Source organism: Flavobacterium covae (genome assembly GCF_001534645.1).
GTDB lineage: Bacteria > Bacteroidota > Bacteroidia > Flavobacteriales > Flavobacteriaceae > Flavobacterium > Flavobacterium covae.
This window is the reverse complement of record NZ_CP013992.1, coordinates 2,433,961-2,455,083: the sequence shown is the minus strand read 5'-3', so window position 1 is coordinate 2,455,083 and position 21,123 is coordinate 2,433,961. Positions and strand designations below refer to the sequence as shown.

Genomic DNA, 21,123 nt, shown 5'->3' with positions numbered 1-21,123 from the left:
GTTTAAAACTAAAAAATATCTATTTTATTTGTTTTTTGATTTTCATAGTAAGAATTAATACCATTTAAACTTTGAAATTTTTTAATAATACTATTTTTTAACCTTGAGACTACCCAAAAAGTTCGTAATCTTGTTATTTTGACTAAAGGAAGAAATCGCATAATGTTAATTTAGACACTATCCTACAAAAGCAATAAAAATGAGTGTTGGTTCTCGATGCGCTTCGCGCTCGAACTAACGATGATTTCAATTATATACTGAACCGCTTGTTTGAGTTGTTTTAAAATGAAAAAAGCATATCGAGAATTTTACTTTTTAATCCAGTATATGTTAAGTTTAAATGGTATAACATGTAATTTGGATTAAAGAAAAGACTATATGATTTATAAAAAAAGCCTTCTTGAGATAGGCAAGAAGGCTTTATAAAGGAATATTTATATGTTAATGATTAGCAATGTCGTTCTTTAGGCTGTATAAAATTAGATCAGTAGTAGTATTGACACCTACTTTTTTCATAATATTTTTTCTGTGTGTGCGAAAGGTATGAATACTGATACAAAGGTTATTGGAAATTTCTTCGTTACTCTTACCTTCCGTAAGCATTTTTAAAATACAACGTTCTTGTTTTGTTAAATTAAAATCAATTTGTTTGTGAATACTTTTTGACGGGAAAAAATATTCATCTTTGTCTATATAATGAAATAATTCTATGATTTGGGATTCAGAACAATCTTTACTAATAATAGAATCAACAAAGTTTAAAATGTTTGATTTTAATGCTAAATGATTTTTGAGATAGGTTTCATTAGAAGTTATAATAATTAGTTTTATTATTCTTTTTTCTTTTTTTAGATTAAGAATTTGATCCAGTAAGTCTTCGTTAAAATTAGTGGGATCAAAAAAAAGATAATCTATTACCGCTTTATTAATTAAGTTTTCTAATTGATAAAAAGTATCTAGCTCATAATTTTTAGACTTAATTAATAATTTGAGCATAAAGGAGCTCAAAGCCTTTCTGAACAAAGTTGGAGAATCTAGTATGGCTGTTGTTTTCAAGCATTAAGTAAGTTTATAGTTTGTTTAAAAAAAGTTAATTCCAGTTGATAGATAAAATTTGGTTTTCAACTAATTTAAAAAATTCAGTTTTATTTGGTTTGGTCAAAACAAGAAGTTCAAATAATTCTATTCTATTTATCATAATAATGAAATTATCCTGAAGAGTAGGAATAGGAATCTTTTTTTCATACACTGATTGTTCATATTCTTTTTCCCAATAGGTAGGATTCATTCTTCTTAAATACTTGTAAAAAGCATCTAATTCTTCAGCAGACATACTAAAGTTTAAATTATTAAAAGTTAGTTGATATTTCTGGCAGCCTTTTAAAAAAATAAGCATACCATTATTGGTTTGATTAATGATTGAAAAATTACAACACATAAGCTATTTGTTTTTGCGCCCCCACCAAATTAAAAAACCTGTTATTGGTAATGATGCGATTAGAAGACTTATTAAAAAAGCGAAAGTTTTTCCTGCTAACCCAGCAATAGCACCCGTATGTATATCATAATTCATACGTAGGATTTTATCTGAATTATCAGCATTTTTAAATTGTCCCCATAAATGTTCAACTTTTTTTTCTTCTAGAGTATATTGATCAAAATAGCGATAATCTGTTTTCCAAAGAGTATGACTTTCTGGATTTGAATTGCACGCTATAGAAGTACTGTCATTTGTTGGAGGATGAATTTCAATTGATTTAGATTTTGGATATTCTGATTTCATAATAAACCAAGCTTTGTCTATAGAAAAAGAATTATCCTTAGTATTGATACTTTTACGTGAAGATGTGGGTTCTTGATAAATCATTGATTTTTCTCCGCCTACTGCTTTGTAGTATAAATATCCAAACCAAGGAAATCCCCAAACTAATCCTGTAATAATGAAAATTAAAGCAAATAGGGAAGTATATAAACCTATTATATTGTGTAAATCAAAATTTTTTCTTTTCCACTTTATTCCTTCTTTCCATTGAAACCATACTCTTTTTTTTATTTCTTTACTTTTTTTAGGGAGCCAAAGTATAAGACCTGTAATAACTAGGAATAGGAATAAGAATGTACCTGTTGCGACTATAATTTGTCCAATAGCGTGAGGTAGCCATAGATACATGTGACCTTCAAATATAAAATGGAAAAAGCCTGTATTTAGATCGCTTATTTTAATGATTTTACCATTATAAGGATTTAAATATAGGATAATATGATAATTAGGAGTATTTTTATAGAATATGATTTCAACTGCGTTATCATTTCCATTGTATTTTATAGCATGTATTTCTTTGTTGGGAATTTTTTTTGATGCTATACTTCGTAATACACTAGGGATTAATAAGGGTTTGTTTTGTATTTCAATTTTTGGGTGTTCTTGATTCCAAGCTTGAATTTCTTCTTTAAAAGTATATAAAGCACCTGTAATTGCTACTATGAAAACAATAATACCTGAGGTTAACCCAAGCCAAAGATGTATTTTTCGTGTTTTTTGTTTAATACTTTTTATTTCCATTTTATTTAATAGAGCATTAAGAAACTCTCAAATTAAAGTTTCTTAATGCTTTTGAATTTTTAAAATTTATAGGTTAGCATAGCTCTCCAGTTTCTACCAGGTTCACTTTGCCAATAAGCAACGGTTCCTGCTATTCCTCCAGAATAAAGGTATTTGTTTAATAGATTATTAACATTTAGAGCTAGATTTAATCCTTTATATTTCCAATTAATACCTGCGTCTAATCGTAAATAATCAGGTAATATAGTTTTGTTATCGGCTCCCCAATTAGATGTAGAACGGTCTACTAAATATTGGTATCCTAACATAGTTCCAAAACCTTTTAAAAAAGTGTCTTCTTTAAAATTGTAGTTAATCCAACCATTTGTGGTATGTTTAGAATGACCTTCAATTCTTTTACCAATATTTAATGGATTTATGTCTTCAATTGTTTTTACTTCTGTAAAGGCATAGTTTAAAACAATATTTAATTCAGGGGATAATTGACCTTGTATATCAAATTCTACTCCTTCTGATTGTACTTTACCTACTTGTAATCTGTTAATAATGTCGTTAGGATCAGTTACTAATACATTCTTTTTTGTGATTTGATAAACAGATAATGTTGTTTTTAATTTGTCTCTTAAAAAAGATTTTTTTAATCCTATTTCAATATTACGAGCATATTCTGGATCAAAAGATTTACCTTCTTTATCTGTGCCATAATTAGGCATAATTGAGTTGTCATACTGAGAGTATAAGGTAAAGTTTTTGGTAATATCAAAGCTCACACCTACTCTTGGTGTTATTTTTTTTATAGTAACTTTATTTTTGTAATCATCGTTGGTTTTTCCATTAAAATAACGTCCCGCAAGAGTTACTCTAAATCTATCATTTAAAAGCCATATTTCATCTTGTGCATAGATAGAAGCATATTCAGTTCCACTACCAATATTTGTTAATCCCGATTCCCTGTTAAATGTAGGATAAACAGCTTTGTCATAAGTAGGATCGAAAAGATTGAAAGGAATTATATCATAAGTAGCTGTATGTGACCAATCATACTTACTGCTAAGTTTTTTATAGTCAATACCAGTTAATAATTTATGCGTCATGCCTAAAAAAATTATTTCCCCGTTAACATATATTTGTGCTAGTTCATTTAATGATTTTGTGTCAAAATTATTAAGCATTCTATGAGTATATCCAAGAGGATGTATTTGATAGACCCAATTCGTATAGCCCAGTTGTTTATATTGCATAATCATATATTGGGAGTTGATAGACCATTTATTATTAAAATTATGGTTAAAATCTATAAATAGGTTAACTTCCTCTATATCAGAGCTAGGATAATTTTTGTCTATATGAGAAATATCTCTATCTAAACTTCCTAGTCCTTTTTCTACAGGAGCAAATACGTATGAAGCACTCAACATTTGTTTTGCTTTTTGGTAAGTGAATTCAGTTGTTATTGATGTATTATCATTAAATTCATATTTAAAAGATGGAACGATACTATATCTCGAATTTTTTTCAAATAGTCTATTGGTTTCTGAAAATTGATACATAGCATTAAAACGATATTGTAACTTGCCATCATCAGTTAATGCACCACCAGAATCTAAAGTTCCTCTGTAAAAATTAAAACTCCCACCTGAAAAACCTATTTCATTAATTGATTTTTTAGTTGGTTTTTTAGTTACCACATTATAAATACCACTTGGGGCTCCTGCTGAAGTCATAAATCCAGAAGGACCTTTTACAAATTCAATATTTTCAACCATTGAAAGATCCGTTGCTAATGGCCCATATCCAATGTCTATGTTCATACCATTTCTAAATGAAGGGAGTTTAAAACCTCTCATGTTGATATTTGCATAATTACCAAAATGCTCATTCATTTGAGCACCACTTATATTACGCGTTACATTTTCCATCATCGTGGTAATGTTTTGACTTTTTAGGAGCTCATTTGTTACGATTTGAATATTTTGAGGAATTTTTGTAATTTCTGTTTTCAATCTTAAACTGCTGGAAACTTTATTAGAGGCAAATTTATTTGCAGTTCCAGATATAGAAATTTCTTTTAGACTATTTATAGAATCTTTTTTGATTCTCTTTTTTTGACCATGTAGATGTATTGACATCGTTGCTAATAGAATAATTAAAACAGACTTATTCATATTTATTTAGATTTATTAAAAATAACAGCAAAGTAATTTATAAAAAGAATAAAAAACAAATTTATTTAGAATAAATAAAAATAAAAAACACTTGATAATTTTTCGAAAAAAAGGTATTAAATTGTAATTCGTTAAAAGCCAGATAAATATGTATACACCAATTAATAAGTGGGCCAAAGATGATCGTCCACGTGAAAAGTTCTTGAACAAAGGAAAAATAGCCTTATCTGATTCTGAATTACTTGCTATTCTTATTGGTTCAGGATCTCGTAATGAAAGTGCTGTACAGCTTTGTCAGCGTATTTTAGCCTCTACTAATAATAATCTTAATCAATTAGGAAAACTTTCTATTCAACAACTTCGAGAATTTAAAGGAGTAGGAGAAGCAAAAGCGTTGTCTATAGCAGCTGCATTAGAATTAGGTCGCAGGAGGAAGGAAGAAAATATAAAAGAATTTTTTAAAATTACATCAAGTTCACAAGTTTATTCATTAATGCAGCCTCTAATAGGAGAATTACCTCATGAAGAATTTTGGGTATTATTTTTAAATAATTCAAATAAACTAATTCATAAAACACAGATTAGCAAAGGAGGCATCACGGGAACTATTGTAGATGCTCGATTAGTTTATAAATTAGCATTTGAGTATTTCGCTACTGGGATAATCCTGTTACATAATCATCCATCAGGCAAACTTAAGCCCAGTGATGCTGATATACAACTAACAAAAAAAATAATAGAAGCAGGGAAATATTTAGATATTTTGGTATTAGATCATTTGATAATAACAGAAAAGGCGTACTTTAGCTTTGCTGATGAAAATTTGTTATAAATAATGATACAAATCAAACAATTACAGTATAGTTATGCTAATGATAAAATACTTTTATTTCCTGATTTTACCTGTCTAGAATCTCAAGTATTATTGCTTACGGGAAGCTCAGGAATAGGTAAGACGACTTTATTACACTTATTAGGAGGGATGTTATTACCTCAATCAGGAGAAATTATAATTAATGGATGTGCGTTACAATCCTTAAATGAAAGAGAAAGAGATCACTTTAGAGGGAAATATATAGGAGTTGTTTTACAACAAAATTATTTTATTGAGTCCTTAAATGTATTAGAAAATGTGTTAATGGCTTCCTACTTAGGAAAAGGAAAAACAAGAATTATTAAAGCAAAAGAAATTTTAACGCATTTAGGTTTAGAAGATTATCTTTATAAAAAAACCTATCAATTGAGTGTGGGACAACAACAGCGTTTGTCCATTGCAAGAGCTCTAATAAATGAACCAAAAGTCATTTTAGCGGATGAGCCCACTTCTAGTTTAGACGATGGAAATGTAGTTATAGTAGCCAAATTGTTAGAAAATATTGCAAAAGAATACAAAACAGCGATGGTAGTGGTTACACATGATTCTCGGTTAAAAGAACGCTTTGTAAATCAAATTCAATTAGTATGATTATAAAATTAGCTTGGCGAAATATTGTGTTTAAGCCTTTAAATACTTTTTTAAGTATCTTGCTTTTAACTAGCAGTATAACAATTATGACACTTTTAATATTGTTAGAAAAGCAGTTTGAAGAACAATTTTCATCCAATGCAGATGATATAGATTTAGTTCTAGGAGCACAAGGAAGTCCGTTGCAATTAGTCTTATCTTCAGTTTATCAGATAGATACGCCTACAGGTAATATAAATTATGATTCAGCAAAAGTATGGATGAAACATCCTTTCGTACAAAAAGCAATTCCATTGGCTTTTGGAGATAATTATGATAGTTATAAAATCGTAGGAACAACAGGAGATTATCTGAAAAAATTTGATGCTCAATTCATTGAAGGAAAAGAATTTTTAGCCGATTTTGAAGTAGTTGTAGGTTCTACCGTTGCTCAGAAAAAGAATTTAAAAATAGGAAGTACTTTTTATAGTATACATGGTGACGCAAAAGAAGGCGAAAAACACGAAACAAAACCATTTAAAGTTGTAGGAGTACTACAACCTACAGGTAAAATGATTGATAATCTAATAATGTGTTCCATAAAAAGTGTTTGGAATGTACATGAAGAAATTAGTGATGAAGAACATCATTATAATCATTCTAGAGAAATAACTTCAGTACTATTAAAATTTAGAAATAAGATGGCTATTATGATGTGGCCAAGAATCATTGCATCTAATACAAAAATGCAAGCCGTTTCCCCTGCAATTGAAATCAATAGATTATTTACACTTTTTGGAGTTGGAATAAAAGCATTATCTTATTTAGGATATGGTATTATGTTAATTTCAGGACTAAGTATTTTTATAATGCTCTATAACCGTTTGAAAGAACGTAAATATGAGTTTGCCTTATTGCGTTTACAAGGAGCAACAAAAAATCAATTAATCCTATTGGTTCTGTTAGAAAGCATATTTTTGTGTATAGTAGGTTTTTGTTTTGGAACGATAATTGGTAGATTTGCCCTTCAAATAATTTCCAAACTCTCAGAAGAAGATTTAAAAATGATCTTTGATCCCTTTGAAGTTATTTGGGAAAAGGAAGGAGCTTTGTTATCAGTAACTTTATTATTAGGAGTTATTTCAGCCTTAATTCCTGCTTTTAAAGCATATAAAATGAATTTATCAAAAATCTTAACAAATGCGTAAATGGATTATATTGATTACTTTGGTAAGTTTGACCTTAGTAAGTTTTAACAAAATAGAAAAACGAATAATTTCAGAACATTTTCATCAAAAAATAATACTTAATGATACCTTAAATTGGAAAAAATTAGGGTATATAAAATTTGTTAAAAAACAACATAAAGACTATGGTATGATTGATTACCCCGTAATCAGTCCTGAAATTAAGATGCGAAATAATAAAAGAGTTATTATTTCAGGTTTTATTGTACCTATTGATAATGTAAATTATGCCATTAGCAAAAATGTATTTGCTTCCTGCTTTTTTTGTGGAAAAGCAGGACCAGAAACAATAGCAGGTTTAAAATTTAAAGAAGGAAAGAAAAAACTTCGTACAGATCAATATGTAACTATATCAGGTACATTAAAATTAAATGAGACAGATGTAGATAATTGGATGTATAATTTGATAGATGTAGTAATTTTAAAAGGGGAATAAATACAACTCTTTGTTACAAGCAATTTTTACAAAAAGAAACTCGTGATAAAACTCGAAAAATAAAACCTAATTAATAAGTCAAAAGTATTTATAAAAAATAGTTATCATATTGAAATATAATCATGTACAACATATATTTTTTGATTTAGATCATACTCTTTGGGATTTTGATCGAAATTCAGAAAAGACATTTGAAGTTATTTTACAACCTTTATTTCCAGAACTATCTATTCACGATTTTGTGAAAATTTACAATCCAATCAATCAACGATATTGGAAATTATATCAGTTAGATAAGATAACGCATGAAGAATTGCGTTATAAAAGATTAAAAGAAACCTTTGATATATTAGATATTTTGATTTCAGATCAACTAATTTATGAAATTTCAGAAGATTATGTGAATTGTTTAACAAACAATAATTATTTGATTGAAGGATGCGTAGAGGTACTTCAATATCTTTATCCAAAATATAAATTACATATTATAACAAATGGGTTTAAAGAAGTACAATTAAAAAAAATGCGTAATTCAAATCTTTATCGTTTTTTTGATACAATTACTAATTCAGAATTAGCAGGCGTTAAAAAACCAGATAAAATGATTTATCAGTACGCATTAGATAAAGCAAAAGCTAGGAAAGAAGAAAGTATTATGATAGGAGATTGCGTACAAGCAGATGTTGAAGGAGCTTTAAATTTTGGTATTGAAGCTATTTTTTTTAATCCAAATTATCAACAAGTGGAAGGAAAAATTAATCAAATCAATACTTTAATCGAATTAAAAAATATATTTTAAACATGAATAAAAAGTTAATTATGGGATTAATGAGTTTATTTTCATTAACGAGTTTAGGCCAGTCTTTAAATGATTATAAAATAGCATTTATTCCATCAAAATTTTCATTTCAAAATGAAGATAATCAATACCGGATTAATACTACTATAAAGATGTATTTAAGACAAAAAGGAATTGAAGCGTATGTTTCTAACGAAAAATTACCAGAAGACTTTTTAGATTATAATTGCAATAAACTCTTTGTAAATGGAGTGGAAGAAAATACAATTTTTTCAACAAAAATTAAATTTGAATTTAAAGATTGTAAGGGGAATATTTTGTTTACAACAGATTTAGGAGAAAGTAGGGAAAAAGATGTAGCAAAAGGTTATAATTTAGCTACTATTGATGCCTTAAATTCATTTAGTAAAGCAAATTATAAATTTTCAGGTAAGGATTTTGATGAGGAAATTATTCAGTCAAAATTAAAAGAAATGAACAAAGAAGAAATTACAGAAACGAAAATCGTAACCGTAAAAACAGAGCTTTTTTATGAAGTAAATGATAAAATTACCGGAGAAAATTTAATTTTATTTAAAACTTCATCTCCTTCCGTTTTTTTAACCTCTTTTAAAAAACGTAACGGAATTGTAATAAAAAAAGAAGATACTTGGTTTTTTGAATTTTTAGAAGAAGAAAGAGTTAATAGAGAAAAAATAGATATTAGTTTTTAAAAACTATCTTAATAAGAAGCTAAAAGGCAATTAATTATTTATAAGGAGAAGTCTCGTAATCAGAAAAAGAGATTTCTCCTTTTTGATTAATAAAAGAGAGTTCTTTTAGGTTAGTACTATTATGATAAGGTTATAATTTAGAACGTTCTTTTATGTTCTCAATAATTTTATCACTATAAGGATTGAAATTATCCCATATTTTCCAAGTATTGTTTATTTTTTTTATAAAATAAACTTGTTCATTCGAAAAATTTACTATTTGTGTATTTGTTCCGTTACGATTAGTAAGAGTTAAATTCCAGTATTCATTGGTTGAAATGATGGCTGTTTTTTCTTCTATATCAATGGTTTTAAAGTTAAAAATTTCATAATTAGAATGATTGTTTTCCTTATGATAAACATATCCTTGTTTTGATAATTCATTTAAATTTCTTGTGATTCTTTTTAAAATAGGACTTTGAATATCCAAAACGTTATAAAATTCTTCCATTTTAAAATTAGGAATTCTTTTTATAGAATCTAACTCAATATGACAAAAATCTTTGATAATATTGTAGAGTGTGCTTTCAGAAATAGAATTTTTAGCGTCTATTTTTATTATATTCTTATTGGTATTCTCAGAATTAATAAAATTAGGATTTGTTCTTTTTTTTATAAAATCATCAAGACTTTGAAAACCTAAAAAAAGAGCTAATTTATCTAAGGTTTTGATGAAACGAATATCATCTGTATAGACTTTGTTTTTGTCAATTTCGAAAATTCTTTTTAAAGTTGTAGCGGATATAGTGGTTCCGATTTCTATTTTTCTCTTTTCGTTAATTAAGTTGGTTTTTTTTAATTCAAATTCAATTATTTCTGAAAGATAGATATAATGAGCTCTCTTCCAAGATTTAGTGTTGTTTAAAAAACTATTAGTAATCTTAGGGTCTTTTAAAATCGAAAAGATTAATATTTCTACTACCTCTTTCATATTCTTAAGTTTTTTGGTTGGGTTATAGGGTTGTTTTGTAAAAATAATACATTTATGTGTACCTAGTCTTACGTTCGGTATTTTTTTGATTTGTAGGTAATTTATGGTGAGTTTATGTTCAGTTTCTGTTTTTTTTTATAATAGGCTTCTTCTTTTATTTGTATCGTTATTAACCATAAAAATTAAAAAATGAACAAGAAAAAAAATCTAAAAAATTTCAGAAACCCTATTTATTTATTCGTTTCTATTTTTTTGTTTGGAGCTTGTCAAACAGAGAAATTGGATGTAAATGAAAAAAGAGAAGAATTATCTAGATTAGGAGTGCCAGAGTTTTCAGAATCCTATCTGAAATCAATAGATCCGTTAACTCCTCAAGAGTATGAGAATGATTTAATGAAGTATCGTCCAGATTTGCCACCTTCTAATGCTAGATCACTTCTAGCAATGCCAACCACTTTTGAGTTGCCTGCAATGCCTATAGGAAATCAAGGAAGAGAAGGATCATGTGTTGGATGGGGAGTAGGTTATGCAGCGCACAGTATTACAAGATATATTAATAATCCTGTTCATAATAAAAACTGGAGAAGTGCCTCAAGGAGTGCAGCGTTTATATACAATCAAATTAAAATTTCAGATTGTGCTAAAGGATCTTATCCTGATAACGCTATGAATCTTTTACAACAAAAAGGAGAATGTGGGGAAGATCAAATGCCTTATGTTGAAGGAGGTTGTTTTATAATGCCATCAGCTAAACAATTGGAGTATGCTACAGAACGTAAGATAAGTTCTTGGAAAAATATTTCAGCAACTAGTGTAGATGATATTAAATATTATTTAAGTAAAAATTATCCAGTGCCAGCTTGTTTTGATTATAATCAATCTTTTGAAGCAATTTCCAGAAATAATTACGTTTGGAATTCTGTATATGGGAAAAGAAATGGAGGACATTGTGTATGTATAGTAGGATATAATGATGTTACGAAACAGTTTAAAGTTCAGAACTCATGGGGTAGATCATGGGGACGTCAAGGTTATTTTTATGTGACTTATGATGCAATAAAACAAGGTGCTTTTAAATGGGCTGCAATTATGTTTCCTGAAGTTAAAACAGAAAAATTACAGCCTTTAGAATAATTATTATATGTTCAAGTAATTGAGCGGTTTAACTGCTTTAGAATAAAACGATATTAATAGTTTAAGTTCTAAAGCAGTTTTTTTAATAATCATATTTATTTTTCCATCTGTTTTTTAAAAATTGACGTAATTCCTTTTCTCTAGCATTATCTGCGGGATCGTAAAATTTAGTCGTAGAAATAGTTTCAGGAAGATATTCTTGTTCGGTAAAATTATTTGCGTAATCGTGGGAATATTTGTATTCTTCTCCATATCCTAATTCTCTCATGAGCTTAGTGGGAGCATTCCTCAAATGTAAAGGAACTGGTAAGTCTCCTGTTTGTTTTACTATTTGTTGTGCTTTTCCTATAGCTATATAGCTAGCATTGCTTTTTGCTGAGGTTGCTAAATAAATAGCACATTGACTTAATATAATTCGGCTTTCAGGATATCCTATTGTAGTAACTGCTTGAAAAGTGTTATTGGCCATTATTAGTGCAGTAGGATTTGCATTTCCGATGTCTTCACTAGCTAATATTAACATACGCCTTGCAATGAATTTTACATCTTCACCACCTTCAATCATTCTTGCCAACCAATACACAGCGCCATTAGGATCACTTCCTCTTATAGATTTTATAAAAGCAGAGACGATATCATAATGTTGCTCTCCTGTCTTGTCATACAAAACAGTATTTTTTTGAACCAGTTGCATCACTTTTTCGTTGGTAATTGTAATGAGAGATTCGTTACTGGCATTAATGATAAGCTCAAAAGTATTTAACAGTTTTCTTCCATCTCCACCTGATAAACGTAACAAGGCTTCGGTTTCTAGTAACTCAATGTTTTTTTCTTTTAAAAAGATATCATTAGTTATAGCACGATAGAGTAGGGCTTCTAAATCGTCTTTTGTAAACGGATTTAAGGTATACACCTGACAGCGTGACAGCAAAGCTGGGATTACTTCAAAACTTGGATTTTCGGTGGTCGCCCCTACAAGGGTTACCCACCCTTTTTCGACTGCTCCTAGTAAAGAGTCTTGTTGTGATTTGCTAAAACGATGAATTTCATCAATGAATAAAATAGGATTTTTAGCAGTGAATAATCCACCACTTTGTTTGGCTTTATCAATAACTTCACGCACTTCTTTTACCCCCGAATTAATAGCACTCAACTCATAAAAAGGGCGATTACTGTTTTGGGCAATAATTTGAGCCAAAGTGGTTTTTCCTGTTCCAGGAGGTCCCCAAAAAATTAGAGAAGGAATAATGCCGTTCTTAATTTGATGGGTCAAAGAGCCTTGATTTCCAACTAAATGAGATTGACTTATATATTCTTCTAAAGATTTAGGACGTATTCTTTCTGCTAGTGGTGCTTTCATAAGGGGTAAAATTAATTATTTCTGACAAAAAATCATTAAAACAGTTTTGGATCTTTTTTTGATAAAGATTTTAGTAATAGAAATATATAAAAAAGAGCTAATTAATAAAAAAATAACTTGTGTGTTTTATAATTGTTTGATTTAGAGATATGAAAGAGAGTGAATTTAAATTTACGCCATCTGTGGTGTTATTACCTTTATATTTTGTTTTGTGTCTTTGGATTGTTTTTTGGGTAGAAAAGGAATTTAAAATAAATCTAACGGAATATGGAATCTATCCCCGAAGTTTGGCGGGGTTGAGAGGTGTCTTGTTTAGTCCTTTTTTGCATGGTGATATAGGGCATTTGTTCAATAATTCTTTGCCTTTGCTTTTTTTATTAGCCTGTTTGCGTTATTTTTATAGGGAACACTCTTCTTTGGTTTTATGGTTGGGATTGCTTTTATCAGGTTTAGGTACTTGGTTAATAGGTAGAGAAAATTATCATATAGGAGCAAGTGGATTGGTGTATGTTTTGGCTTCTTTTATTTTTTTTAAAGGGATTCAAACGGGATATTATAGATTAGTAGCTTTGTCTTTTACAGTAATTTTGTTATATGGGGGAATGATTTGGTATATCTTTCCAAGTGTAGAGGAACATATTTCTTGGGAAGCTCATTTATCGGGTTTTTTGGTAGGTTTGGTTTTTAGTTGGTTATATGATGCGCCAGTATATCAAAAACCACTGATATATGACTGGCAAGAGCCAAATTATGATTCTAAAAAAGATCCTTTTATGAAACATTTTGATGAGGATGGTAACTTTGTTTCGAGTTCTAAAATGCGTCAAATAGAATTAGAAAAATGGATTTATTTTGTTTCAAATCTTCCTGTCATGTATGAAGTAAAAAAGCCTGATGAAACATCAGGCAATAACTATAATTAATTGCAAACTCAAGGTAATACAATATTGCTTTAAATGTATAATATATTAAATTTCTTGTCTTTGTCTTACTGTTTCGTATAGGAAAGCACCACATGCTACCGAAACATTTAAGGATGAAATAGTGCCAAACATAGGAAGTTTAGCTTTCTCGTCAACAATTTTTAGAACAGATGGATTTACTCCTTTATCTTCGCTTCCCATAATAATAGCAAGAGGTTCTTTTAAGTCAATGTCGTAAATATTATTGTTGGTTTTTTCAGTAGCAGCTATTGTTTTGATACCCGAGCCTTGAAGGTAGAAGACAGCATCTTTAATATGATCAACTTTACAAATAGGGATATTGAAAACAGCACCAGCAGATGTTTTTACGGTGTCACCATTTACGGGAGCAGAACCTTGCTTTTGAACAATGATACCATCTACACCAGTACATTCTGCAGTTCGGATAATAGCACCAAAGTTACGAGCATCACTTAATTGGTCTAAAATTAGGAAAAGAGGAGTTTTTTTATTTTCTGTTACTCTTTCTACCAAATTTTCTAAGCTAACAAAAGAAATAGGGGCAATGGTAGCAACAGCTCCTTGATGATTATTTGAGGTTAAACGATTTAACTTTTCAATAGGGACGTAACTAAAGTTAATATTGTTTTTCTTTAAAGTTTTGAGTAATTCTTGCATCAAGTCTCCTTGTGCATCTTTTTGAACAAAAACTTTATCTATTTCTTTTTTTGCATGTATAGCCTCAAGGATGGCTCTGATTCCGAAAATTTGGTTGTCTTTTTCCATGGAGGCAAAGATAAAAAAAAAGTGTCAAATTAAAAATTTGACACTTTTATTATAAAAAGGTTTAATTTTTATCCCAGAAAATTTTGGTGTATAATTTATCGCCACCAATAGCTTGTGAGGCTTGTGTGTAATTTAAACCGTTTATTGTTGATTCAGATATAGGATAAGTATATCTAACTGGAACTTTTTTGTCCGCTGCAGCTACGGCTTTTGTAGGAGCTTTTAATATAGGATAATCTAGTCTTCTGTAGAAAGTCCAAGATTCAAAACCTCTATTATACATAGCTACCCAAGCTTGCATACCTATTTTTTCTTTCCAACTACCAGTGGCTGTTGTGTAGTTAATTGTAGGTTGAGACAAGTAAGTGTTAATGTCAGCTGGAGGAATATTCCAATAATTCATTGATGCTGTAATAGCACTATTATAATAATGTTCAGCATTATTTCCAACTGTATAACCTCTTTCAGCTGCTTCAGCTAATAAGAAATTGATCTCAGCTGCGTCAATAAGAACTCCAAAAGCATCTGATTTTTTGATTAAGTCTCCAATATGAGAATAGGAGGTTGCGTATGGATTAGCATTCTGAGCTCCATAAATACCACCTACATAATTATTTTCCAATTTAGTGAAAAATACACTCCTTCTAGGATCCGTAAGAGAATTCATGTAGTCGACAATTGTTTTTGCAGGGACAAAATCATTTCTATTGCTAGCTACTAAATTGTCATAAATGGGATTATATGTAGGAGCAGATGGTGAATACTTAAACAAGGCGTTATCGTTGTTAGATATTATTAAGCCTCCAGCTACTGCTGTTTCTACTGTTTGCTTAGATAAAGCTGGATTGAAATCGCTTAAGTTTATACCCAATTTTACTTTTAAAGAATTTGCGAATTTAAACCATTTTTCAACATTTCCATTGTATACTAAATCACCACTTTTAAAGCTCTCAGAGTGTAAATCTAGATTATTAATTGCATTATTTAATCTGTTTATCAAATCTGAGTATATTGTTGCTGCATCATCGTATTTCGGTAAGATGTTAGCTTGGTTTTTTAATGATTCAGTATATGGCACGTTCCCAAAAGTGTCAACCAAATTTTGATAAGTATAAACTCTTAAAATTTCAATTATTGCTTTCTTATTTGTTTGTATCTTTACCCAGTCAGTAGCTGATGTTTTATCAGGTTTTATTTCGTTTTGAATAACCTCTTCTGCGGACTTTAAATTTCCTAATACATCTCTGTATAAATTATTCCAATGAAAACCAGGGATATTTCGGTTTATTAGGTTATATCTGGATTCTGCAGTATATAATGTGGCTGCCCAATATTGTGAAAAATACCTAAAAACATTTTCGTTAACGCTAGGAGATGCTAACTGATCAGATATGCCTTTTTGAGAATTGCTTAATAATGATTCAGCGGAAACATCATAAGCTTTTTTACTATCATCATTAAAATTTAAATCTTCGCTTATACAGCTTGTTATTAATAATGATGAAATTGCTGTTAATTTTATTATCGTTTTTTTCATTTCTTAGAAGTTGATTTTCATGTTAAATGAATATGTTTTAATTGCTGGCATTACACCTGATTGAAATCCTTGAATATTTCCAGCTGAAGAACCTGCTTCAGGATCACTATATGGTGTATTTTTATGTATTATCCATAAATTACTTCCTAATAAACTAAAGCTAACGTTAGAAAGATCTAGTTTTTCGATGTATTTATTAGGTAAGTTATATGTTAATCCAACTTCTCTTAATTTAATGTATGAAGCATCGTAAATATAAGCTTTATTTGGATTAGTGTCAGTGCTAAAGGCCGTTCCTCCCGACGAAGAGGCATCTGCTATAATATTGTTAGGTTGTCCGTTTTCTAAGACTCCAGGTAGTATGATACCCCCATTGTTTGCGTTTCTTACGGGTACTCCTAGATGGTTTAATCCCGTTGTTTCAGGATATATACCTGTTTCTTGTCCATACGCCTGGTCTAAAGAATAAACATTACCTCCTTTTTTAACATCAATCAAAAAGTTTAAGGAAAAATCATTATATCTAATTTTGTTACTTAGACCTCCTATCCAATCAGCTTGTATAGTTCCAAGTACTTTATTGTTTTGTGTTAAATAAAATCCATTTGAACCTACTACCTTGTTGCCATTAGCGTCATATACATAGTCAGTTCCTCTTAATGTACCATAAGCTTCGCCTACGGTTGCGTTCAAAGATACACCTCCTTGAAAGTTTGCTAAAAGTAAATTGTCTCTTCCTTGGTTTAAGGATTTAACAATATTGATGTTTTTCGACCAATTAAGACCAACTTCCCAAGAGAATTTTTGCGTTTTTATAGGGCTTCCAGATAAGGCAATTTCAATACCTTTATTTTCCATTTCTCCAGCATTAATACGCGCAGATGTATAACCAGTTGCTCCAGTCTGTGGGACGTTAAAAATTTGATTAGTGATATTGGTTTTATAAAGTGATAAATCTAGATTTACTCTATCATATAGTCCTAGTTCTAAACCAGCTTCTATTGATTTTTGAACTTCGGGTTTTAATTTTCCTTGTTCGTAATAAGTTGTAGAATTACCAAATAAAGGATTTCCATCTATGATTCCGTTAAAAGCACGTGAGCCTAATCTTCCAAAAGCTAAATCATTACCTACTTCAGCATAATTTACTCTTAATTTAGCTAGATTTAACCAGTCTTTTTTGATTATTTCGGATAATATCAAACTTGTACCTAGAGAAAAGTAATTGTATTTGTTTTCTGCTCCTAATAAGGCCGTACTTTCATCATGGCGTATTGTTCCTTCTAGATAAATTATTTTTTTATAATCTAACGTTCCTTGGGTGTAGATTCCGCTTTTTTCATATTTTAGTTCTGATTGAAGTGGGGCAAGAAATACATTAGAATTTTGTAATGAATACAAGTAAGGTTTTGCAAGACCTCCTGTAGTTGATCCAAATAAACTTCTTGAGTTCGCTTTTTTAAATGTATATCCTCCTAAAATTCTTGCGCCAAAATCTTTACTTATATTAAATTTGTAAGTAGCTATTAAATCATAAGTTTGTTGTAAGAAATCTCTTGTAAAAATACTGTAACCAGAAGAAGCATTACCTCCCGTTATACCAAAGTTTTCAGCATGACTTCCTATTGCTTTTCTTAGTTCTTGGTTGTCGTATGAATATTCCAGTGTAGCTCTTCCTAAAATATTTAAATTTTTTGAAATATCATAACTAAGGCTACTACCTGTTAGAACCCTAGTTCTTGTGTCTGTTTCGTAATTTTCATATCTATCCCAGTATGGGTTATTCCAGAAGTTCGCTCTTAAATCACCATTTGTAGGGTCTATTTGATTCCATGTTATATTTTGTTTTGTTCTGAAATATTCTTTCTCTAATTCTTTAACATCTACGTTCACTGGCCACCATTGTCTAAAACCAGTTATTATATTGTCTCCGTAACCTGTTGCATTTCTACCTTTTGTACTTTGGTCAGTAAATGTAATAAAGGTATTTGATTTTAATTTATTTGTAAAATCTCTTGAGAAGTTACCATTAATTGAGTTTTTATTCAAACTACTGTTTGGTAAAATTCCAGTTTCATTGTTATTTGTATACGATAAATTATAAGCAGATTTTTCATCTCCTCCATTGAAATTGATATTATTTACAGTGGAAAAAGCAGTTGTAAAGAAACTGTTAGGGTCATTTGAAGCTGCTACCCAAGGAGTAGCTTTTCCATAGTTGGGGTTTCCTATTACAAATGAATTCCATTGGTATACCAATTGGTTAGGATTGAAAGCATTTCCGTAAGAAGCATCATCTCCTGTTGAATTTACTACAGCATTAGGATTGCCAAAAATATCAGCATTATAGTTACTGCCTTCACCAGCATAACCCCCTCCATATTCTTTCTGATATGTTGGTAAGGTTTGCTTATTTGCATTTGATATAGATAATGTTGAACTTATACTGATTCCTAAGGCAGTTCTTTTTTTACCTTTTTTAGTTGTAATAATAATAGCTCCATTTGCAGCTTCACTACCGTATAGGGCGGTTGCAGAAGTGCCTTTAAGAACATTTATAGATTCAATATTATTTGGATCTATATCAGAGGCAGAGTTACCAAAATCAAAGCCTTGTCTTCCACTTGCTGTGTCGGAATCATTTAGGTTAGAATTGTTGATAGGTACTCCGTCAATTACGATAAGAGCTTGGTTATTACCAGTTAAGCTTTTTGTACCCCTTAGGACGATATTACTAGAACCTCCGAAATTAGAATTATTTCTTATTTCTAGACCTGCAACTTTACCAGATAGGTTATTAATGAAATTACTAGTCGGAACTTGGTTAATTGTGGCCGCATCAAGTTTTTGTGTTGAATATCCTAATGATTTTTTTTCTCTTGATATACCTTGAGCTGTAACTACTACTTCTCCCAAAACTTTAGAATCGTTTTGCATTACGGTGTTCATTATGTTAGAAGCTCCAACAACTTTTGAAGTTTCTTTCATTCCCATAAAAGAGAAGATTAAAGTTTCTCCTTCTTTCGCCTTAATGCTGTATTTACCATCAAATCCCGTTGAAGTTCCACGTTGTGTACCTTTAACTAATACATTTACTCCAGGTAATGGTCCAGAAGCATCTGTTACCACTCCAGTAATAGTTTTCTCTTGTGCAAAAGAAAACTGAACTGTCAACACTATCAGTAGTGTGTAAATCCATTTAAATTTTGATCTCATAAAATAATTAATTGATTAGTTCATGCAAATATGTGAAATAAATTTTAAAGTTTATTTTTTTTATTTGATTTTTTAGTGATTATTATAAATTAAAAGATAAATTTATATGAAAAATAGAATTTTTAATCTTTAAGTCAGTATTATTGCTTCTTCCATTGCTATATTGTATGTGAATAAGACTTTTTTTGTTGATTAAATAAAAACCTAATCCAAAACTTTTTAAGTCGTTCTTTGTTTTTAAAGTTGCATCTTCGGTATGCGCGTAGTCAATAATACTGTGTATGTATAAGTTGTGGTTGATTTTATATCGATATTCTGATATGATTGAAGTTAAGAAATGAGCTTGAAGGCTATTGTCGTTAAAACCTCTGATGGAGTTAATTCCGCCGAATCGGAATAATTCATTGGTTAAATAAAAATTGCTGTTTAGGTAATAATTTTGACTTTTAATGAATAAGCTGTTTTGGTTGTTGAATAAGAATAGATGAGATAATTCTGCGGATATGAAATATTGTGTTGTATGGTTTGTTGTGTTTCTTTTTCCAGCTCCTGTTTTAAAGATCAGATTCGTTTTTTCGCTAAACGGTGTTTCGTTTGAAATTTGATTTGTCAATTGAAAGCTAATAGTATAAAAATAATTTTTATAATCTGTTAGTGTTCTTAGTTTTGAGTTTTGTATGTCGCTTGATTCAGTTTCTTGGTAGCCTATATAACAACGGGTGTTGTAATTTATTAAATATCCTAATTCTATTTCGGATTTTGTTTTCTGAAAAGTGCTGTCTTGTTTGAAAAAGTTTAAATCGCCTTTTAAAGATAATGAAGTTCTGAATATGTAGGGTATTTCAGAACTTAAATTAAAAAGAGATTGCTGATCTCCATTATTGTTCCAGTATAGATTAAGTTTTTCTCCTGAATTTAATGTGTTTAGTAATTTTAAATCTAAATGACCATTTAGTTTTAGTTTGTTTTTTAAAGAAGTGAATCCGATATAGCCGTCAAAGGTGTTCTTTTTTTGTTTTTCTAAATAAGCGTAAATTATAGTTGAGTCCTTTGAGAAAAGAACTTCTTCTTCTTTTATTGTTTTGCAAAAAGGAAATTTTTTAAAACTATTTTTAATTTCTATAGAAATATTTTCATTAAAAGTTTTTCTTTGATAGTGTTTTTGTATGTGATGTAAATGATTTTTTGGAAAGTTGGAATAGCCATTTATTCGTATTTCGCTAATACTTCTTTTTGTGTCTTTAGGAATTGTGATTTCTGTATATAAAATTTGTTTTTCTTTCTTTATGTTGGAGAGTTTTATTTCAGTTAAAGGAAATCCTTTTTTTTCTAATATCTTAGTGAAATTTAAGAATTGTGTGTCTAGGTTTTTAAAATTTATTTTTAAAGTGTCCTGTTTTTCCTCTAATAAGATTTTATGATTTCCTAGGTAAATGTGGATTTTTTGTATACGACTCCCGAGTTCATATTTTATGATGCGTGTGCTGTCGTTAAATTTAGTGTTGGATATTATTTTTTGTTCTATGTAGCCTTGTTGAGTTAAGGTTTTAGTGATTTTATTGATTTCCTTAAAAAGAGAAATAGAATCAAGATGTTTTTTTGAAAAGGGTATAGAATCTATTATTTTGCTTTGATAGGTAGAGTTTCCTTTGATTTCTAGGTAAGTGTATTGTCCCCAGTTTTTGTGAGGAAAAATAAAAAAAAATATGATATAATAAAAAGGTTTCAAGGCTTGTCTTTTGGGGTAAAAATAATGTAAAAAAATCATTTTCATTGTGTAGAAAAGAATAGTGCTGAAAATTAATGTTTTAGAGTTTGTTTTTTTGGAAA

The 21,123-nt window shown here is 29.6% G+C and carries 18 protein-coding genes; 8 read left to right on the top strand and 10 right to left on the bottom strand.

From position 1 onward, the window contains the following. Nucleotides 1-441: 441 nt before the first annotated feature. The 4 genes from AWN65_RS10920 to AWN65_RS10905 all read right to left on the bottom strand — a co-directional run bounded on the left by AWN65_RS10920 (nucleotide 442) and on the right by AWN65_RS10905 (nucleotide 4,728). A complete protein-coding gene (locus tag AWN65_RS10920; protein WP_060383185.1) occupies nucleotides 442-996 on the bottom strand; it encodes a helix-turn-helix transcriptional regulator in 555 nt (184 codons plus the stop codon). A 94-nt stretch (nucleotides 997-1,090) separates the two neighbouring features. After that, nucleotides 1,091-1,438 (bottom strand): DUF6686 family protein, encoded by a 348-nt coding sequence (locus tag AWN65_RS10915; RefSeq protein WP_060383184.1) that lies wholly within the window; start codon nucleotides 1,436-1,438, stop codon nucleotides 1,091-1,093. A 3-nt stretch (nucleotides 1,439-1,441) separates the two neighbouring features. After that, nucleotides 1,442-2,563 (bottom strand): PepSY-associated TM helix domain-containing protein, encoded by a 1,122-nt coding sequence (locus AWN65_RS10910; protein ID WP_060383183.1) that lies wholly within the window; start codon nucleotides 2,561-2,563, stop codon nucleotides 1,442-1,444. 59 nt (nucleotides 2,564-2,622) lie between these two features. Next, the gene (locus AWN65_RS10905) at nucleotides 2,623-4,728 is read right to left on the bottom strand and encodes a TonB-dependent siderophore receptor (protein WP_060383182.1); all 2,106 of its coding nucleotides are present in this window, start codon (nucleotides 4,726-4,728) and stop codon (nucleotides 2,623-2,625) included. A gap of 148 nt (nucleotides 4,729-4,876) precedes the next feature. On the opposite strand from AWN65_RS10905, the gene radC reads away from it, so the two are divergent. The 6 genes from radC (at nucleotide 4,877) to AWN65_RS10875 (ending at nucleotide 9,367) form a co-directional block, all read left to right on the top strand. Beyond that, nucleotides 4,877-5,560, top strand: a complete 684-nt coding sequence (gene radC, locus AWN65_RS10900; protein ID WP_060383181.1) for a RadC family protein — start codon at nucleotides 4,877-4,879, stop codon at nucleotides 5,558-5,560. Between the two features lie 3 nt (nucleotides 5,561-5,563). Then, nucleotides 5,564-6,193, top strand: a complete 630-nt coding sequence (locus AWN65_RS10895; protein ID WP_060383180.1) for an ABC transporter ATP-binding protein — start codon at nucleotides 5,564-5,566, stop codon at nucleotides 6,191-6,193. Further along, nucleotides 6,190-7,380, top strand: coding sequence for an ABC transporter permease (locus tag AWN65_RS10890; RefSeq protein ID WP_060383179.1), 1,191 nt, complete (start codon nucleotides 6,190-6,192; stop codon nucleotides 7,378-7,380). The genes AWN65_RS10895 and AWN65_RS10890 overlap by 4 nt, the downstream gene beginning before the upstream one ends. Then, entirely contained in the window at nucleotides 7,373-7,855 is a 483-nt protein-coding gene (locus AWN65_RS10885) for a hypothetical protein (protein WP_060383178.1), read from the top strand. The genes AWN65_RS10890 and AWN65_RS10885 overlap by 8 nt, the downstream gene beginning before the upstream one ends. Before the next feature lie 109 nt (nucleotides 7,856-7,964). Further along, nucleotides 7,965-8,654, top strand: a complete 690-nt coding sequence (locus tag AWN65_RS10880) for a YjjG family noncanonical pyrimidine nucleotidase (RefSeq protein ID WP_060383177.1) — start codon at nucleotides 7,965-7,967, stop codon at nucleotides 8,652-8,654. 2 nt (nucleotides 8,655-8,656) lie between these two features. Beyond that, nucleotides 8,657-9,367 (top strand): hypothetical protein, encoded by a 711-nt coding sequence (locus AWN65_RS10875; protein ID WP_235588311.1) that lies wholly within the window; start codon nucleotides 8,657-8,659, stop codon nucleotides 9,365-9,367. A 130-nt stretch (nucleotides 9,368-9,497) separates the two neighbouring features. Here the strand turns inward: AWN65_RS10875 and AWN65_RS10870 are convergent, their stop codons facing one another. Continuing rightward, nucleotides 9,498-10,337 carry a hypothetical protein gene (locus AWN65_RS10870; RefSeq protein ID WP_060383176.1) on the bottom strand — a complete coding sequence of 280 codons (840 nt, stop codon included), beginning with the start codon at nucleotides 10,335-10,337 and terminating at the stop codon, nucleotides 9,498-9,500. A 189-nt stretch (nucleotides 10,338-10,526) separates the two neighbouring features. Between AWN65_RS10870 and AWN65_RS10865 the strand changes: the two genes are divergently transcribed. Then, nucleotides 10,527-11,471: a C1 family peptidase gene (locus AWN65_RS10865; protein WP_060383175.1), complete on the top strand. Its 945-nt coding sequence runs from the start codon at nucleotides 10,527-10,529 to the stop codon at nucleotides 11,469-11,471. Nucleotides 11,472-11,553: 82 nt separating this feature from the next. Here AWN65_RS10865 and AWN65_RS10860 read toward each other — a convergent pair whose 3' ends face one another. Further along, nucleotides 11,554-12,831 (bottom strand): replication-associated recombination protein A, encoded by a 1,278-nt coding sequence (locus AWN65_RS10860; protein ID WP_060383174.1) that lies wholly within the window; start codon nucleotides 12,829-12,831, stop codon nucleotides 11,554-11,556. Nucleotides 12,832-12,980: 149 nt separating this feature from the next. Here AWN65_RS10860 and AWN65_RS10855 point away from each other — a divergent pair, with 149 nt between their 5' ends. Then, nucleotides 12,981-13,754 (top strand): rhomboid family intramembrane serine protease, encoded by a 774-nt coding sequence (locus tag AWN65_RS10855; RefSeq protein WP_060383173.1) that lies wholly within the window; start codon nucleotides 12,981-12,983, stop codon nucleotides 13,752-13,754. Between the two features lie 45 nt (nucleotides 13,755-13,799). On the opposite strand, the gene rlmB is transcribed toward AWN65_RS10855, so the two are convergent. The 4 genes from rlmB to AWN65_RS10835 all read right to left on the bottom strand — a co-directional run bounded on the left by rlmB (nucleotide 13,800) and on the right by AWN65_RS10835 (nucleotide 21,067). Next, entirely contained in the window at nucleotides 13,800-14,540 is a 741-nt protein-coding gene (gene rlmB / locus AWN65_RS10850; protein ID WP_060383172.1) for a 23S rRNA (guanosine(2251)-2'-O)-methyltransferase RlmB, read from the bottom strand. 61 nt (nucleotides 14,541-14,601) lie between these two features. Then, the gene (locus tag AWN65_RS10845) at nucleotides 14,602-16,077 is read right to left on the bottom strand and encodes a SusD/RagB family nutrient-binding outer membrane lipoprotein (protein WP_060383171.1); all 1,476 of its coding nucleotides are present in this window, start codon (nucleotides 16,075-16,077) and stop codon (nucleotides 14,602-14,604) included. Nucleotides 16,078-16,080: 3 nt separating this feature from the next. Further along, nucleotides 16,081-19,293 carry a SusC/RagA family TonB-linked outer membrane protein gene (locus tag AWN65_RS10840; RefSeq protein ID WP_060383170.1) on the bottom strand — a complete coding sequence of 1,071 codons (3,213 nt, stop codon included), beginning with the start codon at nucleotides 19,291-19,293 and terminating at the stop codon, nucleotides 16,081-16,083. An 82-nt stretch (nucleotides 19,294-19,375) separates the two neighbouring features. Continuing rightward, nucleotides 19,376-21,067 carry a BamA/TamA family outer membrane protein gene (locus AWN65_RS10835; RefSeq protein WP_060383169.1) on the bottom strand — a complete coding sequence of 564 codons (1,692 nt, stop codon included), beginning with the start codon at nucleotides 21,065-21,067 and terminating at the stop codon, nucleotides 19,376-19,378. Nucleotides 21,068-21,123 lie beyond the last annotated feature (56 nt).

Coding starts and splice junctions, on each gene's coding strand:
- radC (WP_060383181.1), top strand. CDS start 4,877: ATGTATACACCAATTAATAAGTGGGCCAAAGATGATCGTCCACGTGAA.
- AWN65_RS10905 (WP_060383182.1), bottom strand. CDS start 4,728: ATGAATAAGTCTGTTTTAATTATTCTATTAGCAACGATGTCAATACAT.
- AWN65_RS10865 (WP_060383175.1), top strand. CDS start 10,527: ATGAACAAGAAAAAAAATCTAAAAAATTTCAGAAACCCTATTTATTTA.
- AWN65_RS10835 (WP_060383169.1), bottom strand. CDS start 21,067: ATGAAAATGATTTTTTTACATTATTTTTACCCCAAAAGACAAGCCTTG.
- AWN65_RS10920 (WP_060383185.1), bottom strand. CDS start 996: ATGCTCAAATTATTAATTAAGTCTAAAAATTATGAGCTAGATACTTTT.
- AWN65_RS10895 (WP_060383180.1), top strand. CDS start 5,564: ATGATACAAATCAAACAATTACAGTATAGTTATGCTAATGATAAAATA.
- AWN65_RS10845 (WP_060383171.1), bottom strand. CDS start 16,077: ATGAAAAAAACGATAATAAAATTAACAGCAATTTCATCATTATTAATA.
- AWN65_RS10840 (WP_060383170.1), bottom strand. CDS start 19,293: ATGAGATCAAAATTTAAATGGATTTACACACTACTGATAGTGTTGACA.
- AWN65_RS10885 (WP_060383178.1), top strand. CDS start 7,373: ATGCGTAAATGGATTATATTGATTACTTTGGTAAGTTTGACCTTAGTA.
- AWN65_RS10855 (WP_060383173.1), top strand. CDS start 12,981: ATGAAAGAGAGTGAATTTAAATTTACGCCATCTGTGGTGTTATTACCT.
- rlmB (WP_060383172.1), bottom strand. CDS start 14,540: ATGGAAAAAGACAACCAAATTTTCGGAATCAGAGCCATCCTTGAGGCT.
- AWN65_RS10915 (WP_060383184.1), bottom strand. CDS start 1,438: ATGTGTTGTAATTTTTCAATCATTAATCAAACCAATAATGGTATGCTT.
- AWN65_RS10910 (WP_060383183.1), bottom strand. CDS start 2,563: ATGGAAATAAAAAGTATTAAACAAAAAACACGAAAAATACATCTTTGG.
- AWN65_RS10875 (WP_235588311.1), top strand. CDS start 8,657: ATGAATAAAAAGTTAATTATGGGATTAATGAGTTTATTTTCATTAACG.
- AWN65_RS10860 (WP_060383174.1), bottom strand. CDS start 12,831: ATGAAAGCACCACTAGCAGAAAGAATACGTCCTAAATCTTTAGAAGAA.
- AWN65_RS10890 (WP_060383179.1), top strand. CDS start 6,190: ATGATTATAAAATTAGCTTGGCGAAATATTGTGTTTAAGCCTTTAAAT.
- AWN65_RS10870 (WP_060383176.1), bottom strand. CDS start 10,337: ATGAAAGAGGTAGTAGAAATATTAATCTTTTCGATTTTAAAAGACCCT.